The following is a 15,444-nucleotide window of genomic DNA, read 5'->3' as shown; positions in this document are numbered from 1 at the left end:
CTTCCCCGGTAAGAGGGGAAGGCGGTGGTTGGAGCAGGCCGCTGGCATGTGTCAGGTTTTTGGTGATTTGAACACTTTCCGCATAGCCTTGGTTCCGCAGAGTGAATACGGGGCCCAATAGCAGATCTCGGCTTGACTGGCCCGGATCCACACACTTGTAATTTCACTCGTGTCGTTCGGCCGACATCGATCAACCGCAACATCACGGGGACGCAAAAGACAGACGAGGGGCGCACATGACCGAGCTGTTCGAACAACTGCTGGTCGAGGACGCGGACGAGGAACTCGGCTGGCAGGAGCGCGCGTTGTGCGCCCAGACCGATCCCGAGTCCTTCTTCCCCGAGAAAGGCGGCTCCACGCGGGAGGCCAAAAAGGTCTGCCTCGCCTGTGAAGTCCGCTCCGAATGCCTTGAGTACGCCCTTGCCAACGACGAGCGATTCGGAATCTGGGGCGGCCTGTCCGAGCGCGAGCGGCGCCGGCTGAAGAAGGCCGCCATCTGAACACCGAGCGAATATCCCGGGTCCGACCAGCCCTCACCCGACGGAACATGCCTCACGGTCCGCCGCCTGCACCCGCATCGCAGCCGGCGGACCGTTCGTGTGTCCGGTGCCGCCCCGGTGTCCGGGTCCGTGCAGGCACTTCGCACCCCTGCGCATTTTCCTACCGTTAGTGTGGGGCCCCGTCCGAGACGCTCCAACGCCCCATCGGGGGCGACCCCCCGGCCGGAGGGCCCGTACCTCAATGTCCGCCACCACAGCCGCGTTCGCCTCAGCACATCCGCCGGAGTTCCCGCGGCACGTCGTCACCGCCGTGCTCGTCTCCCACGACGGCGCGCGCTGGCTCCCCGACGCCCTCGCCGGACTCCTCGGCCAGGAGCGCCCCGTGCAGAACGTCGTCGCCGCCGACACCGGCAGCGCCGACGACTCCGCGCGGCTGCTCACCGAGGCACTCGGCGCCGACCGCGTCCTGCACCTGGCACGCCGCACCGGCTTCGGCACCGCCGTCGACGAGGCCGCCCGCACCGCGGGCGTTCTCACCCCCGACGACCTGCCCTATCTGAAGCGGCCCAGCGGCTGGGACCCGGTCACCAGGACCTGGCGCGACGAGACGTACGACATGCCGGAACTGCCGTACGGCGAACCGGTGCAGTGGCTGTGGCTCCTCCACGACGACGCGGCGCCCGAGCCGGACGCCCTCGCCGAACTGCTGCGCGTCGTCGACTCCGACGAGTACGCGGCCATCGTCGGACCCAAGCTTCGCGGCTGGTACGACCGCAAGCAGCTGCTGGAGACCGGCGTCTCCATCGCCAACAGCGGACGCCGGTGGACCGGACTCGACCGGCGCGAGCAGGACCAGGGCCAGCACGACCAGGTCCGCTCCGTGCTCTCCGTCTCCTCCGCCGGCATGCTCGTCCGCCGCGACGTCTTCGAGGAACTCGGCGGCTTCGACCGCCGGCTGCCCCTCATGCGGGACGACGTCGACCTGTGCTGGCGCGCGCACTCCGCCGGCCATCGCGTCCTCATCGCCCCCGACGCGGTGCTGCGGCATGCCGAGGCCGCCGCCCGCGAACGCCGTACCGTCGACTGCGCGGGCCGCTCCGTCGCGAGCCCCCACCGCGTCGACAAGGCCGGGGCCGTCTACACGCTGCTCACCAACGCCCGTGGCGCGACGCTTCCCTACGTCCTGCTGCGCATCGTCCTCGGCACGCTGCTGCGCACCCTCGCCTATCTCGTCGGCAAGGTGCCCGGCCAGGCCGTCGACGAGGTCATGGGGCTCTTCGGCACCCTGCTGCGGCCCGAGCGCATCATCGCCGGCCGCCGCAGAAGAGCGAACGGCCGAACCGTCGAGGCCGCCGAACTGCGCTCCCTGTTCCCGCCGACCGGTGCCACCGTCCGTGCCACGGTCGAGCAGGTGGCGGGCCACTTCGGCGCCGGCAAGGACTCCGACGCGGGCGGCTCCCGGCACGGCGCCGTCGAGTCCGGCCCCGGCGGCGACGACGCCGACTACCTCGAGATCGAGCAGTTCGCCCGGCTGAAGAAGATCGCGGGCAAGCCCGCGCCGGTGCTGTTCGCCCTTCTGTTGATCGTCTCCGTCGTCGCCTGCCGCGGGCTCTTCGGCGGCGGATCGCTCGCCGGCGGTGCCCTGCTGCCCGCCCCGGCCGACGTCTCCGACCTCTGGTCGCGCTACGCGGACAGCTGGCACCCCCTCGGGACCGGCGGAACCCAGACCGCACCGCCCTATCTGGGCATCCTCGCGGGCCTGTCCACGCTGTTCCTCGGCTCCACCGGATTCGCGCTCACCGTGCTGCTCGTCTGCTCGGTGCCGCTCGCCGGTCTCACCGCGTACTTCGCCTCACGGCCGATCGTCGAGTCCCGGCTGCTGCGCGCATGGGCGGCCATCGCGTACGCCTTCCTGCCCGCGGCCACCGGCGCGCTCGCCACCGGACGGCTCGGCACCGCGGTCCTCGCGATCCTGCTGCCCCTCATGGTCCGTGCGGCCGTCGCGGCGCACGGTCTGCGCGCGGGCGCCGGCTCCGGTGCGCGCGGCAGCTGGCGCGCGACCTGGGCGTACGCCCTGCTGCTCACCGTCACCACGGCGTTCACGCCCGTGGTGTGGCTGATCGCGCTGGTCCTCGGGATCGGCGTCCTCGTTCTGCGCCGCAACGACATCACGGCCTACGCGCTGCGCCTCCTCGCCGCCGTGGGCACCCCGATGCTCGTCCTGGCGCCCTGGTCGCTCACGCTGCTGACCAGCCCCTCGGCCTTCCTCCGCGAAGCCGGACTCGACATCGGCAGCGGCAGCGCGTCGGCGCTCGACCTGCTCGGCCTCAGCCCCGGCGGACCGAAGGCGGGCGGCGGACTCCTGCTGATCGGCATCGTCCTCGCCGCTCTGGCCGCGCTGCTGCGCGATCAGCGGCAGTTCGCGATCCGCACGGCCTGGGCCGCCGCGCTCGTCGGGCTCCTCTTCGCGGCCGTCGCCAACGGCTCCGGCTGGGCCGGACCCGCGACCCTCGTCTACGGCATCGCCCTGCTGTCGGCGGCCGTCCTCGGCGCCGAGGGCGGCCGGACACGCGTCGCCGCCCAGAACTTCGGCTGGCGGCAGCCCGTCGCCGTGCTCATCGCGCTGACCGCGGGCATCGGCCCGGTCGTCGCGGCCGCGGGCTGGATGATCGGCGGCGCCGCCGACCCGCTCACCCGGCGTGACCCGGTCCAGGTGCCCGCGTTCGTCGCCGAGGAGAGCGACACCCGGGACCAGCCGCGCACCCTCGTTCTCGGCGGCACCTCGCCCGCGCAGGTGCCGTACACCCTCGTACGGGGCTCCGGCGGCCGGCTCGGTGACGCCGAACTGGCCGAGTCGGGCGGCAGCGACGCCCGTCTCGACAAGATCGTCGCCAATCTGGTCGCCGGCTCCGGGGCCGACCAGACCAGCCAGCTCAGCGGCTTCGCGATCCGCTACGTCCTCGTCCGCGACGGAGCGCCGCGGCAGACCAGCCGCGTCCTGGACGCCACCCCCGGACTCAGCCGCCTCAGCCAGCTCGACGGCAGCGCGCTGTGGCGCGTGGACCGCCAGGTCGCCCGCGCCACGATCGTCACCGGCAAGGGCGACCCGCTGCCCGTCGCGTCGGACACCGTCGAGGCGCACACCAAGATCCCGTCGGGCGGGGAAGGGCGCGTGCTGCGCATCGCCGACCGGGCCGACGGCGGCTGGCAGGCCACGCTGGACGGCCGCGCCCTGACGAAGACGACCGTCGACGGCTGGGCGCAGGGCTTCGAGCTGCCCGCCGAGGGTGGTCGGCTCGACCTGACGTACGAGGACTCCGCCGCCCACACGGGCTGGATCTGGGCGCAGGCCTTCCTCGCCCTGGTGCTCGTCGTTCTCGCCCTGCCCGGCCGGCGAGTGCAGATCGACGACGACCTGCCCGACGAGACCATCGCCGTACCGGCCCAGCCGGTGGACGGCGAGGGCCGCCGGGCCCGCCGGCTGCGCGCCCAGGCGGAGGCCGAGGCGGAGTCCGAAGGGGAGGAGCCCCCGAACGTCCCGCCCGTCCCGGCCACGGCTCCCGGCACGCCGGAGGACAACGGCCACTACGGCGACCCGTACGCCGAGCCCCCGGCGGACCAGAGCGTCTTCGACCGGCAGCCGTACGCGGCGGTCCCCCAGCAGCAGTACGGCGAGTGGGACGGGCAGCAGACCTACGCGGACCCCGGCTACAGCCCCGCGTACGGCCAGGACCAGTACCCCTACGGCGGCGAGGGCACCTACGGCAACGAGCAGTACCAGCAGCCGTACCAGACCGACCCCTACCAGGCCGATCCGTACCGGAGCGGCGGCTACGGCGAGGGCGGCCAGTACCAGGGCGGCCGGTACGCCGAGGGCCAGTACGTCGAGGGCCAGTACCAGGACGGCCAGTTCACGGACGGGCAGCAGTACCCGGAGGGTCAGTACCCGCAGGGCCAGTATCCGGACGGGCAGTACGACCCCTACCCGTACGAGAACGAGCAGGACCGGCGCCCCGGACCGGACGGCAACCACGGCAACACGACGCGAGGCGAGTCAGAGTGAAGCGCACGACCATCTCCCTGCTCGCCACCGTCACCGCCCTCGCCGCGGTCACCGGATTCGCCTCCCTGAGCGCCCCCGACGGCACCACGGAGCAGGAGACCACGGCCGCGGCCCGGCTCCCGGTGGAGCGCTCCAGCCTGCTCTGCCCCGCGCCGAGCAGCTCCGAGGTGGCCGAGACCGAGTACTCGTCCTTCACGCCGGCAGGGAAGGACGGCGGGGCCAAGAGCGGCTCGGCCGTGCTGAAGCCGTCCAGCGCGGTGCTCGCCGACCCGGAGACCGTGCCCAAGAAGGCGCCCGCGAAGAAGCCGGGGCCCGCCAAACCGCTGCTCACCCTGAAGGAGCCCGGCAAGCCTGTCGGGGCGAAGGTGAGCGGCGGGGACGCGGCGGCGCTCGTCGGTACGGCCACCGGACGCTTCGCGCCCGGCTGGAGCGCCCAGCAGACGACCACGGTCACCGCGGGAGGCGCGCGCGGCCTGCTCGGTGTCGGCTGCACCCCGCCCGACACCGACTTCTGGTTCCCCGGTGCGTCGACCGCCGAGGAGCGCCAGGACTACGTCCACCTGACCAACCCGGACGACACCCCTGCCGTCGCCGACATCGAGCTGTACGGCAAGGACGGAGCGCTCAAGACCACGCTGACCGAGGGCATCCCCGTGCCCGCCGGATCGAGCGTCCCCGTCCTGCTGTCCACGCTGACGTCGCAGCCGTCCCCGGACGTCACGGTCCATGTCACGACCCGCACGGGCCGGGTCGGCGCCGTGGTGCGGGCCGCCGACGAGAAGGCCGGCAGCGACTGGCTGACCGCGTCGGCGGACCCCGCCGGCACCGCGGTGCTGCCCGGGATCCCCGCGGACGCCACCTCCGTGCGGCTGGTGGCCTTCGCCCCCGGTGAGGACGACGCGGACCTGAAGATCCAGCTCGCGGCCCCCGACGGCGCGATCGTGCCGGCGGGCCACGAGACCCTGCATGTGAAGTCCGGGATGACCGCGAGCGTCGACCTGGCCGACGTCACCAAGGGCGAGGCCGGATCGCTGATCCTCAGCCCGTCCCAGAGCGGCCGGGCGACCCCGGTCGTGGCGGCGCTGCGAGTCGTCCGCGGCAAGGGCGACAAGCAGGAGGTCGCCTTCATCCCGGCCACCGCGGCCGTCGGACAGCGGGCGACGGTCTCCGGCAACCCGGCCAAGGGCGCGACGCTCTCGCTGACCGCACCCGGTGCGGCGGGCGAGGTCAAGGTCACCGCGTCGGCGGGCACCGGGGGCGGCAGCCCCGCCGTGAAGACCTACAAGGTCAAAGCGGGGACGACGACGGCGGTCGTGCCGCCGGTGCCGACCGGTCTGAAGGGCACGTACGCACTGACGGTGGAGACGGTCGCGGGCGGCCCGGTGCACGCCTCGCGCATGCTGGCGCTGCCGCAGGACGGTGTCCCGATGTTCACGGTGCAGACGCTGCCGGACGACCGGGGGACGGTGGCGGTGCCGAAGGCCCGGCAGGACCTGTCGGTACTGGACGACTGACGGCGGCGCCTCGACGGCTCAGGGAGGCGCGGGTGCCGGCGACTGACGGAGGTTGACCGCGGTGCGGGGTGCCGGCTCTCAGGAGTCGGGTGAGCGCAGCACCCGCAGATGGCCCCGGCGGGCGACCTCCCGGGGGTCGGCCGTCCGTCGGCCGCCTTGCGCCTCGGCCGCTCTGCCCTGAGGGCGCGCGGCTTCCCGTACGGCGTTGGCGAGCGCTTCGAGATCGTCGCCACTGGGGCGGGACGGGGCGGAGCCATCGGTCAGCCGCACCACCTCCCAGCCGCGCGGGGCGGTCAGCCGCTCGCTGTGTTCCGCACACAGGTCGTAGCAGTGGGGCTCGGCGTAGGTGGCGAGCGGGCCGAGGACCGCAGTCGAATCGGCATAGACGTACGTCAGTGTCGCGACGGCAGGGCGGCCGCACGCGGTGCGCGAACAGCGACGTACAGGGCTCACGACGTTGGACGGTACCGCACTCTTGAGCGGGCTGCGACGACTCTCCACCAGGTCACTCCACCGTGTCGTGGTACGACGCCCGCTGCGGGGGCGTCCCGGGCAACTCGCCTGACCTGCGCGGAAGGAGAAGCGCCCGGACGGCGACCACCCGTGATCCGGTCATGACTTGGCGTAAATGGAGTCAATCACGACGTCGCCGACGATCGCCGGACGGCCCGCAAGCGGGCCGAAGGATCGTCGGAACGCTCACATTGCGACATCGTGCCTCCTCGGCGCGGGCACGCGATCGCCGCCCGCCCCGGAGAGCTACCCTGCGTCAGTGATGGACAGTCCTGTACCGCCCCCACCGATCGAGCCGCGGCCGCGCCGTCGCGACCGCCATGGTCGCGGGATGCGCGGACCCGTCGCCCCGCCCCAGGTGCCGCTCGCGGCGAGCCGGGCCGAATCGTTCCGTGACCTGGTGCAGGACTCGATGGAGCGACTGGAGCGGCGCTGGCCGCAGCTGGCCGAGGTCGACTTTCTGGTGCTGGACGTGCCGGGAGCGCCGGACGAGGCGGTTCCGCTGGGTGCCTCGGCGCCCGCGGACAAGGGACGGCCCGCCCGGATCGTGGTCTACCGGCGCCCGGTGGAGATCCGCACGAAGAACCGCGACGAGCGCGCGCTGCTGGTGCACGAGGTCGTGGTGGAGCAGGTCGCGGAGCTGCTCGGGCTGGCGCCGGAGTCCGTGGACCCGCGGTACGGGCAGGACTGAGCACGCCGCTCGCCGGGAGCGCCGGAGACACCTCTGCGGCTGCCCGCCGACCTGCATCTCTGCCGGGCGCCGGAGGTACCTCCGCGGCTGTCCGCCCGGGGGAACCTGCGCCAGATTCCTTGAAAGCCGAACGAATCCCTGTGCGGACCATTGACCTCCGCTTGTCGGGGACACGACCATTCCTTGGGTCGGTGAGAGATCGCTTTCCGCATCACGGAATCCGGAGGTGGGTCTGTCGTGTTCGTGCAGGACCTGGAACCCGTCGGCAACTCGCTCGCCCTGTCCGCCCTCGTCGCAGCCCTCCCGCTGGTCACCGTCCTGGTGCTCCTCGGTGCCGTGCGCATGAGAGCCCACCTCGCCGGACTGATCGGCCTCGCCGTCGCCGTGCTGGTCGCCTGGGCCGCCTTCACGATGCCGCTGGGCCAGACACTCTCGGCCGGGGCGCAGGGAGTGCTCTTCGGGCTCTTCCCCATCATGTGGATCGTCGTCAACGCCCTGTGGGTGTACCGGATGACGGTCCGCACCCAGCACTTCGACATCCTGCGCCGCTCCTTCGGCCGGCTCTCCGACGATCCGCGCATCCAGGCCTTGGTGATCGCCTTCTGCTTCGGGGCACTGCTCGAAGCGCTCGCCGGATTCGGCGCCCCCGTCGCCATCTGCTCGGTGATGCTCGTCGCGCTCGGCTTCGACCCGGTGAAGGCGGCGGTCGTCTCCCTCGTCGCCAACACCGCTCCCGTGGCCTTCGGCGCCATGGGCACCCCCGTGGTGACGCTCGCCCAGGTCACCGGCCTGCCACTGGACACGGTCGCCGCGGTGGTCGGCCGGCAGACACCGTTGCTCGCCCTCGTCGTGCCGCTGGTGCTGGTCTACCTCGTCGACGGGCGGAGGGGGCTGCGGGAGACCTGGGTGCCCGCCCTCGCCTGCGGAGTCGCCTTTGCCGTGGCCCAGTTCGCGGCGGCCAACTACGTCTCGGCCCAACTCGCGGACATCGCCGCCGCCTTGGCGGGCGCGGCCGCCCTGATCGCCGTACCGGGCGCACGCAGGCCCGCCGAGGAGCCGGTGCGGGCGGCCGTACTGACCGGCGTACGCAGCGAGGAGCTCGACCGCGAGGACCCCCGCCGGGAAGTGGTGCGCGCCTACGCCCCGTACGCGCTCATCGTCGTGATCTTCTCGATCGCCCAGATCCCGCCGGTCAAACGGCTGCTCGCGCAGGCGACGCAGATCTTCGACTGGCCCCTGCTGCAGGTGGCGGACCCGGAGGGGAAGCCGGTCGGAGCCAACGAGTTCACCCTGCCGCTGATCGCCACCGGCGGGACGCTGGTGCTCCTGGCCGGAGCGCTGACCGCCGTCGTCCTCGGCGTACGGGCGGCGGACGCGGCGCGCGAGTGGCTGGCGACCGTGCGCGAGCTGCGGTTCGCGATCCTCACGGTGATCTCCGTCCTGGCCCTCGCGTATGTGATGAACCTGTCCGGGCAGGCCGCCACCATCGGCCAGTTCGTCGCCGCTGCGGGTGCCGGGCTCGCGTTCCTGTCGCCCGTACTGGGCTGGTTCGGCGTCGCCGTCTCGGGCTCGGACACCTCCGCGAACGCGCTCTTCGGCGCACTCCAGGTGTCGGCGGCACGCGAGTCCGGACTGTCGCCGGAACTGCTCGCGGCGGCCAACAGCTCCGGCGGAGTGCTCGGCAAGATGATCTCCCCGCAGAATCTGACGATCGCCTGCGCGGCCGTGGGGCTCGCGGGCAAGGAGGGCGATCTCCTGCGCAAGGTGCTGCCGTGGAGCCTGGGACTGCTCCTGGTCATGTGCCTGATCGTGACCGCGCAGAGCACCGCGGTACTGGGCTGGATGCTGCCTTAGTTTGTGCGGGTAGTTTGATGCGACCGCAGAGACTTTCAGGAGGATGGCCCGTGACCGCTGATCTGTCGCAGATCGTCAAGGCATACGACGTCCGCGGGGTGGTGCCGGACCAGTGGGACGAGGCGCTGGCCGAGCTGTTCGGGGCCGCCTTCGTACAGGTGACGGGCGCGGAAGCGATCGTCGTCGGCCATGACATGCGCCCCACGTCACCCGGGCTGTCGGGCGCCTTCGCCCGCGGCGCGGCGGCCCGCGGCGCCGACGTCACCCTGATCGGGCTCTGCTCGACGGACCAGCTGTACTTCGCGTCCGGGCACTACGACCTGCCCGGGGCCATGTTCACCGCCTCGCACAATCCCGCGCAGTACAACGGCATCAAGATGTGCCGGGCCGGCGCGGCCCCGGTCGGCCAGGACACCGGCCTCGCGGACATCCGCGCGCTGGCCGAGCAGTGGTCGGCGGAGGGCGCCCCGGCCCCGGCGGCCTCGCCCGGCACGGTGACCGAGCGGGACACCCTGACCGACTACGCCGCCCACCTGCTGTCGCTCGTGGACCTCTCCGCGATGCGCCCGCTGAAGGTCGTCGTGGACGCGGGCAACGGGATGGGCGGCCACACCGTCCCCACCGTCTTCGCGTCCCTGCCCCTCACCCTCGTCCCGATGTACTTCGAACTGGACGGCACCTTCCCCAACCACGAGGCGAACCCGCTGGACCCGGCGAACATCGTCGACCTCCAGGAACGCGTCCGGCTCGAAGGCGCCGACCTCGGCATCGCCTTCGACGGGGACGCCGACCGCTGCTTCGTCGTCGACGAGCGCGGCGAGGGCATCTCCCCGTCCGCGATCACGGCACTCGTCGCGGCCCGGGAACTGGCGAAGCACCCCGGCGGCACGGTGATCCACAACCTGATCACGTCCTGGTCGGTCCCCGAGGTCGTCCGCGAGAACGGCGGCAAGCCGGTCCGCACCCGGGTCGGCCACTCCTTCATCAAGCAGGAGATGGCGCACACGGGAGCGATCTTCGGCGGTGAGCACTCGGCGCACTACTACTTCCGGGACTTCTGGAACGCGGACACCGGCATGCTCGCGGCCCTGCACGTCCTGGCCGCGCTCGGCTCCCAGGACGGCCCGCTCTCCGCGCTCGTCGCGCAGTACGACCGCTACCGCGGCTCCGGCGAGATCAACTCCACGGTCGCGGACCAGGCGGGCCGCACCGCGGCGGTGAAGGCGGAATTCACGCAGCGCCCCGGCGTGACGACGGACGAACTGGACGGCCTCACGGTGTCGGCCGACGACTGGTGGTTCAACCTCCGCCCCTCGAACACGGAACCGCTGCTGCGCCTGAATGTGGAGGCACGGGACGAGGCCACGATGGCGAAGGTGCGGGACGAGGTCCTGGGGCTGGTGCGGGAGAGCTGAGGCGGAAGTCCGGGGCGCGGCGTACGCAGGGGTGCGGCGCGCGGTGCCCGGCACGGTCGGGCGGTGCGTGCCGGGTGGGTACGAGACGCGGCGCCCCGCACGGCGGCCGTGAGCCGCCGGCGGCGGCGCCCGTACGCGGCCCGCACCTTCACCCCCAGAACGCGCCGCACCCCGCCCCCCGGCGGTACGCTGACGTGGCCCAATCCGCATGACCGCGACCGCGTGTTCGGCGACCGCCGCACATGGTCCGCCCCCGAAGGGAACCTCACACATGCCGCTCGAAGCCGGTCTCCTGGAGATCCTCGCCTGTCCGGCCTGCCACGCACCGCTCGGCGACAGCACGGCGGAGGAGACCCCCGAGCTGATCTGCACCGGCAAGGATTGCGGCCTGGCCTACCCCGTACGCGACGGCATCCCCGTCCTTCTCGTCGACGAAGCACGCCGCCCCGCCTGACCCATCACCGCACGGCGATCGGAGACCCCATCCCATGCTCGACGAGTCGCTCCTCGACGATCCGGAAGCCCTGGCCCGTGCCGATCGCCGAGGACTGCTCCGTGGCGCCGCCGAGGCCGGGGCGCGGGTCCGCACCGCCGCCCGGCACGCTGCCGAGGCCGGCATCTCCGAGCTGAAGCCCGAGGGCCGGCCCCGTGCCGTCCTCGTGGCAGGACCCGGACATGCCGCCACCGGAGTCGCCGATCTGATCGGCGCACTCGCCGGTGCGTTCGCCCCCGTCACCCGCCTGCATCCCACCGGTGTCGCACCCGCGGCCGGCGCGCTGCGCTGGGCGCTCCCCGGCTGGGCCGGCTCGGTGGACCTGCTGCTCATCGCCACCACCGACGGCAGCGAACCGGGACTCGCGCTCCTCGCGGAACAGGCGTACCGCCGGGGTGCCACCGTCGTCGCCGTCGCCCCGCGCAACTCCCCGCTCGCCGAGGCCGTCGACGGTACGCACGGCATGGTCGTCCCGATGGCCACCGCCCCGCACGAGCTCTACGAGGAGACGCAGGCGGCGAGCCCCGGCGCGCTGTGGGCGCTGTTCACCCCGCTGCTGGCCCTGCTCGACCGGGTCGGACTGCTGGAGGCCCCGGCGGAGATCCTGGAGAAGGTCGCGGAACGTCTGGACCGCACCGCCGAGCGCTGCGGCCCGGCGATCGCCACGTACAGCAATCCGGCCAAGACGCTCGCCGCCGAGCTCGCCGACAGCCTTCCGCTGGTCTGGACGGAAGGCGGGGGAGCGGCGCCGGTGGGCCGTCGGTTCGCCGCCGTACTGGCCGAGCTGGCCGGCTGTCCCGCGCTCGCCGCCGAACTGCCCGAAGCGCTCCCGGCGCACGGCGGGCTCCTCGTCAGCGACTTCGCCGCGGGCGCCGACCCGGACGACTTCTTCCGCGACCGTGTGGACGAGCCGCAGGCGTTGCGCGCCCGGGTCGTCCTGCTGCGCGACCGGCCCGTGGGCGGTCTGACCGCGGCTCCCGCGGCGCGTGAACTGGCGCTCAGCCACGACACCCCCATCAGCGAGCTGGAACCCGAGGAGGGCTCGGAACTCGAATCGATCGCCGAGCTCCTCGCCGTCACCGATTTCGCCGCTGTTTACCTGGCGCTCGCGGCGCTGGGCCACCCTGCGTAGCACGACCGCACGACCGCACGACCGCACGACCGCACGACCGCACGACCGCACGACCGTTTCACCGCACCACCGCACCACCGCACCACCGCAGTACAGCAATGAAGCAGGGAGAAGCCGAAAGATCATGGACCGCCTCGCCAACACCGTGCGCCCCTACGCCTGGGGATCCACGACCGCGATCCCGGAGCTGCTCGGCATCGAACCCACCGGCGAGCCGCAGGCCGAGATGTGGATGGGCGCCCACCCGGGAGCTCCGTCCCGTCTCGCCAGGGAGGCGGGTGAGCGCGCGCTGTCGGACGTGATCGCCGCCGACCCGGCCGGCGAACTCGGCAGCGCGGCCGTCGAGAAGTTCGGCCCGCGTCTCCCCTTCCTCCTCAAGATCCTCGCCGCGGGCGCCCCGCTCTCCCTCCAGGTGCACCCGAACCTCGAACAGGCGAAGGCGGGCTACGCGGCCGAGGAGAGCGCGGGCGTCCCGGTCGACGCCCCGCACCGCAACTACAAGGACGCCAACCACAAGCCCGAACTGATCTGCGCGCTCACGCCGTTCGACGGGCTGTGCGGATTCCGGGACCCGCTGGAGGCCGCGGCACTGCTCGCCGGCCTCGGCGTCGACACGCTCGAGCCGTACGTCGACCTGCTGCACGCCCGCCCGGAGGAGTCCGCGCTCCGCGAGGTCCTGACCGCGGTGCTGACCGCCGACCCCGAGGAGATGACGAAGACGGTCCACGCGGCCGCGCTCTCCGCGGAACGGCTCGGCGGTCCCTACATCCCGTACGCCGCCATCGCCCACCACTACCCGGGCGACCCGGGCGTCATTGCCGCGATGCTGCTCAACCACGTCCAACTGCAGCCCGGTGAGGCCCTGTTCCTCGGCGCCGGGGTTCCGCACGCGTATCTCGACGGACTCGGCGTCGAGATCATGGCCAACTCCGACAACGTCCTGCGCTGCGGACTGACCCCCAAGCACGTGGACGTCCCCGAACTGCTGCGCATCGTCCGCTTCGAGGCGGGCGACCCCGGCGTACTGCGCCCGGAGGCCTCCCCGTCCGGCGAGGAGCTGTACGACACCCCCACCGACGAGTTCCGGCTCTCCCGTTTCGTCCTCGCGCCGGGAGCGGCCGCACGCGACATCACCGCGCCCACCCCGCAGATCCTGCTCTGCACCGCGGGGGGTGTCACCGTCGGCGAACTGGCCCTCGCACCGGGGGAGTCCGTGTTCGTCCCCGCTGGTGACAAGACGGAGATCGCGGGCACCAGGGGCGGTACCGGAACCCTCTTCCGCGCCACTGTGGTGGTCTGACGCCGGCCCGCCTTCCGGTGCTGCAACAATGGCGCACCGCAAAGACCGGGCAAAGACCGAACCGGCGACCGACGTCAGGACGAAGGGACATCCCGCACACATGAGCGCGTCAGGCGGAACCAAGGCGATCGTTGCGGCACTGGCCGCCAACCTCGCAATCGCGGTAGCGAAGTTCGTGGCGTTCCTGTTCAGCGGCTCGTCGTCGATGCTCGCCGAAAGCGTCCACTCGCTCGCCGACTCCGGCAACCAGGGACTGCTGCTCCTCGGCGGCAAGAAGGCCCAGCGCGAGGCGACCCCGCAACACCCCTTCGGCTACGGCCGTGAGCGCTACATCTACGCCTTCCTCGTCTCTATCGTCCTCTTCTCGGTCGGCGGCATGTTCGCGATCTACGAGGGCTACGAGAAGATCAAGCACCCGCACCCGATCGAGGCCTGGTACTGGCCGGTCGGCGTCCTCATCTTCGCGATCATCGCCGAGACGTTCTCCTTCCGTACGGCCATCAAGGAGTCCAACGCGATCCGCGGGGCGCTGTCCTGGACGCAGTTCGTGCGCCGGGCCAAGGCGCCCGAGCTCCCGGTCGTCCTGCTGGAGGACCTGGGCGCGCTGGTCGGTCTGTTCCTGGCGCTCGGCGGCGTGGGTCTCGCCCTGGGCACGGGCAACGGCGTGTGGGACGGCATCGGCACACTCTGCATCGGTGTCCTGCTGATCGTCATCGCGATCGTCCTGGCCGCGGAGACGAAGTCGCTCCTGCTGGGTGAGGCGGCCGGCGTCGAGGACGTCGAGAAGATCAAGGAAGCCCTCGTGGACGGCCAGGTGGTCACGGGCATCATCCACATGCGCACGCTTCACCTCGGTCCCGAGGAGCTTCTGGTCGCGGCGAAGGTCGCGGTGGAGCACGACGGCACGGCCACGGAGATCGCCCACGCGATCAACGCCGCCGAGGACCGCATCCGCGCCGCCGTCCCGATCGCCCGCGTGATCTATCTGGAGCCGGACATCTACGACGCTGCGGCGGCCGAAGCGGGCGTGAACCCGGCGAAGTCCCCGGGCGGCAGCCCGGCCCCGGACGGCGCGCACTGACGCCTCAGGCACGCGAACGGCATCCTGCATACGCAGAGCAGGGCCCCCGGACCACATGGTCCGGGGGCCCTGCCGTTGCTCACCTCATCGCCTGCCGGTCGGTCGGGCCGGGGCAGTCGGCGGGGCGCCCGGAGGCCGCGCGGGGAACTGCCCGGCCGCCCGTGCACGACGTCGCCCCGCTACCCAGCCGGACAGCCCGAGGCCTGCTCCTGTCAGAAGGGCCAGGCCCGAGATCACGACACCCGCGACCAGCAGCATCGGCACGGCGGTGTCGTCCGCGCGGCCCTTCACCGCCGCCACCGGCACCGTGCCGCCGCCTTCGAAGAAGCGTGAGTCGAGGGAATCCATACGGTTGTCCCCGAGCAGGAAGACCTGCCCGTCCGGCACCTTCACGTCGTACGGAGGCGCACCGCCGACCGCGTCCCCGTCCCTGAGATACGGCTCTCGCAGCGGCTTCCCGTTCACGGTGACGCGCTCACCGCTGTCGCAGCAGGCGACGGTGTCCCCGCCGACGCCCATCACCCGCTTCATCGTCTCCTGCCCGACGGGAACCGGAGCGCGGAACAGGACGATGTCGCCACGCCGTACCTCATCGGGCCCCGCCTCCTCGAAGAAGACGAGGTCGCCCTGCGCATGGCCGGGCGTCATCGAATCGCCGCTCGCCGCGCGCACCGAGTACCCCATGAGCGGTACCAGCGTTCCCGTTGTCCCCAGCAGGCCCAGCGCCAGCAGTACTAAAGCGGCCATACACAGACCGCGCCTCGACCGCCTCGCCGTCATGAGGTCCCCCCACGTCGCCACCCCGGCCCGTACAGCCCCGGGCCCCGCGCGATGCTCGCGCGGGGCCCGGGGTGCATGGCCCTGAGTCATGCCTAGGGCCTGCTCCTG

12 protein-coding genes are annotated in these 15,444 nt (G+C 72.4%); 10 read left to right on the top strand and 2 right to left on the bottom strand.

Going from position 1 to position 15,444, the window contains the following annotated elements; translation table 11 throughout:
- The first annotated feature begins 236 nt into the window (after positions 1-236).
- The 3 genes from ACQPWZ_RS14325 to ACQPWZ_RS14315 all read left to right on the top strand — a co-directional run bounded on the left by ACQPWZ_RS14325 (position 237) and on the right by ACQPWZ_RS14315 (position 6,077).
- Positions 237-500: a WhiB family transcriptional regulator gene (locus tag ACQPWZ_RS14325; RefSeq protein WP_114659539.1), complete on the top strand. Its 264-nt coding sequence runs from the start codon at positions 237-239 to the stop codon at positions 498-500.
- A gap of 241 nt (positions 501-741) precedes the next feature.
- Entirely contained in the window at positions 742-4,563 is a 3,822-nt protein-coding gene (locus ACQPWZ_RS14320; protein WP_433571515.1) for a glycosyltransferase, read from the top strand.
- Positions 4,560-6,077, top strand: coding sequence for a DUF5719 family protein (locus ACQPWZ_RS14315; protein WP_433571514.1), 1,518 nt, complete (start codon positions 4,560-4,562; stop codon positions 6,075-6,077). The genes ACQPWZ_RS14320 and ACQPWZ_RS14315 overlap by 4 nt, the downstream gene beginning before the upstream one ends.
- Before the next feature lie 78 nt (positions 6,078-6,155).
- Here the strand turns inward: ACQPWZ_RS14315 and ACQPWZ_RS14310 are convergent, their stop codons facing one another.
- A complete protein-coding gene (locus ACQPWZ_RS14310; RefSeq protein ID WP_405570150.1) occupies positions 6,156-6,578 on the bottom strand; it encodes a DUF3499 domain-containing protein in 423 nt (140 codons plus the stop codon).
- Between the two features lie 274 nt (positions 6,579-6,852).
- Here ACQPWZ_RS14310 and ACQPWZ_RS14305 point away from each other — a divergent pair, with 274 nt between their 5' ends.
- From ACQPWZ_RS14305 to ACQPWZ_RS14275, 7 genes are all read left to right on the top strand, one after another.
- Positions 6,853-7,281, top strand: coding sequence for a metallopeptidase family protein (locus tag ACQPWZ_RS14305; RefSeq protein WP_313945987.1), 429 nt, complete (start codon positions 6,853-6,855; stop codon positions 7,279-7,281).
- 237 nt (positions 7,282-7,518) lie between these two features.
- A complete protein-coding gene (locus ACQPWZ_RS14300; RefSeq protein WP_433571513.1) occupies positions 7,519-9,135 on the top strand; it encodes an L-lactate permease in 1,617 nt (538 codons plus the stop codon).
- Between the two features lie 50 nt (positions 9,136-9,185).
- Complete coding sequence (locus ACQPWZ_RS14295) at positions 9,186-10,550, top strand: phosphomannomutase/phosphoglucomutase (protein ID WP_383238607.1); 1,365 nt, start codon at positions 9,186-9,188, stop codon at positions 10,548-10,550.
- A gap of 271 nt (positions 10,551-10,821) precedes the next feature.
- Positions 10,822-11,004, top strand: a complete 183-nt coding sequence (locus tag ACQPWZ_RS14290; RefSeq protein ID WP_340473417.1) for a Trm112 family protein — start codon at positions 10,822-10,824, stop codon at positions 11,002-11,004.
- Between the two features lie 34 nt (positions 11,005-11,038).
- Positions 11,039-12,175 carry an SIS domain-containing protein gene (locus ACQPWZ_RS14285; RefSeq protein WP_340473416.1) on the top strand — a complete coding sequence of 379 codons (1,137 nt, stop codon included), beginning with the start codon at positions 11,039-11,041 and terminating at the stop codon, positions 12,173-12,175.
- 124 nt (positions 12,176-12,299) lie between these two features.
- Positions 12,300-13,475, top strand: coding sequence for a mannose-6-phosphate isomerase, class I (manA, locus tag ACQPWZ_RS14280; RefSeq protein ID WP_340473414.1), 1,176 nt, complete (start codon positions 12,300-12,302; stop codon positions 13,473-13,475).
- A 100-nt stretch (positions 13,476-13,575) separates the two neighbouring features.
- Entirely contained in the window at positions 13,576-14,556 is a 981-nt protein-coding gene (locus ACQPWZ_RS14275) for a cation diffusion facilitator family transporter (RefSeq protein WP_340473413.1), read from the top strand.
- A gap of 84 nt (positions 14,557-14,640) precedes the next feature.
- Here the strand turns inward: ACQPWZ_RS14275 and lepB are convergent, their stop codons facing one another.
- On the bottom strand, positions 14,641-15,303 hold the full coding sequence (lepB, locus tag ACQPWZ_RS14270) for a signal peptidase I (protein ID WP_433571512.1): 663 nt from the start codon (positions 15,301-15,303) through the stop codon (positions 14,641-14,643).
- Positions 15,304-15,444 lie beyond the last annotated feature (141 nt).

The organism is Streptomyces sp. CA-251247, assembly GCF_050952975.1.
Taxonomy (GTDB): Bacteria; Actinomycetota; Actinomycetes; order Streptomycetales; family Streptomycetaceae; genus Streptomyces; species Streptomyces achmelvichensis.
The sequence above is the reverse complement of the archived record's forward strand: the minus strand, read 5'-3'. Positions and strand labels throughout refer to the sequence as shown.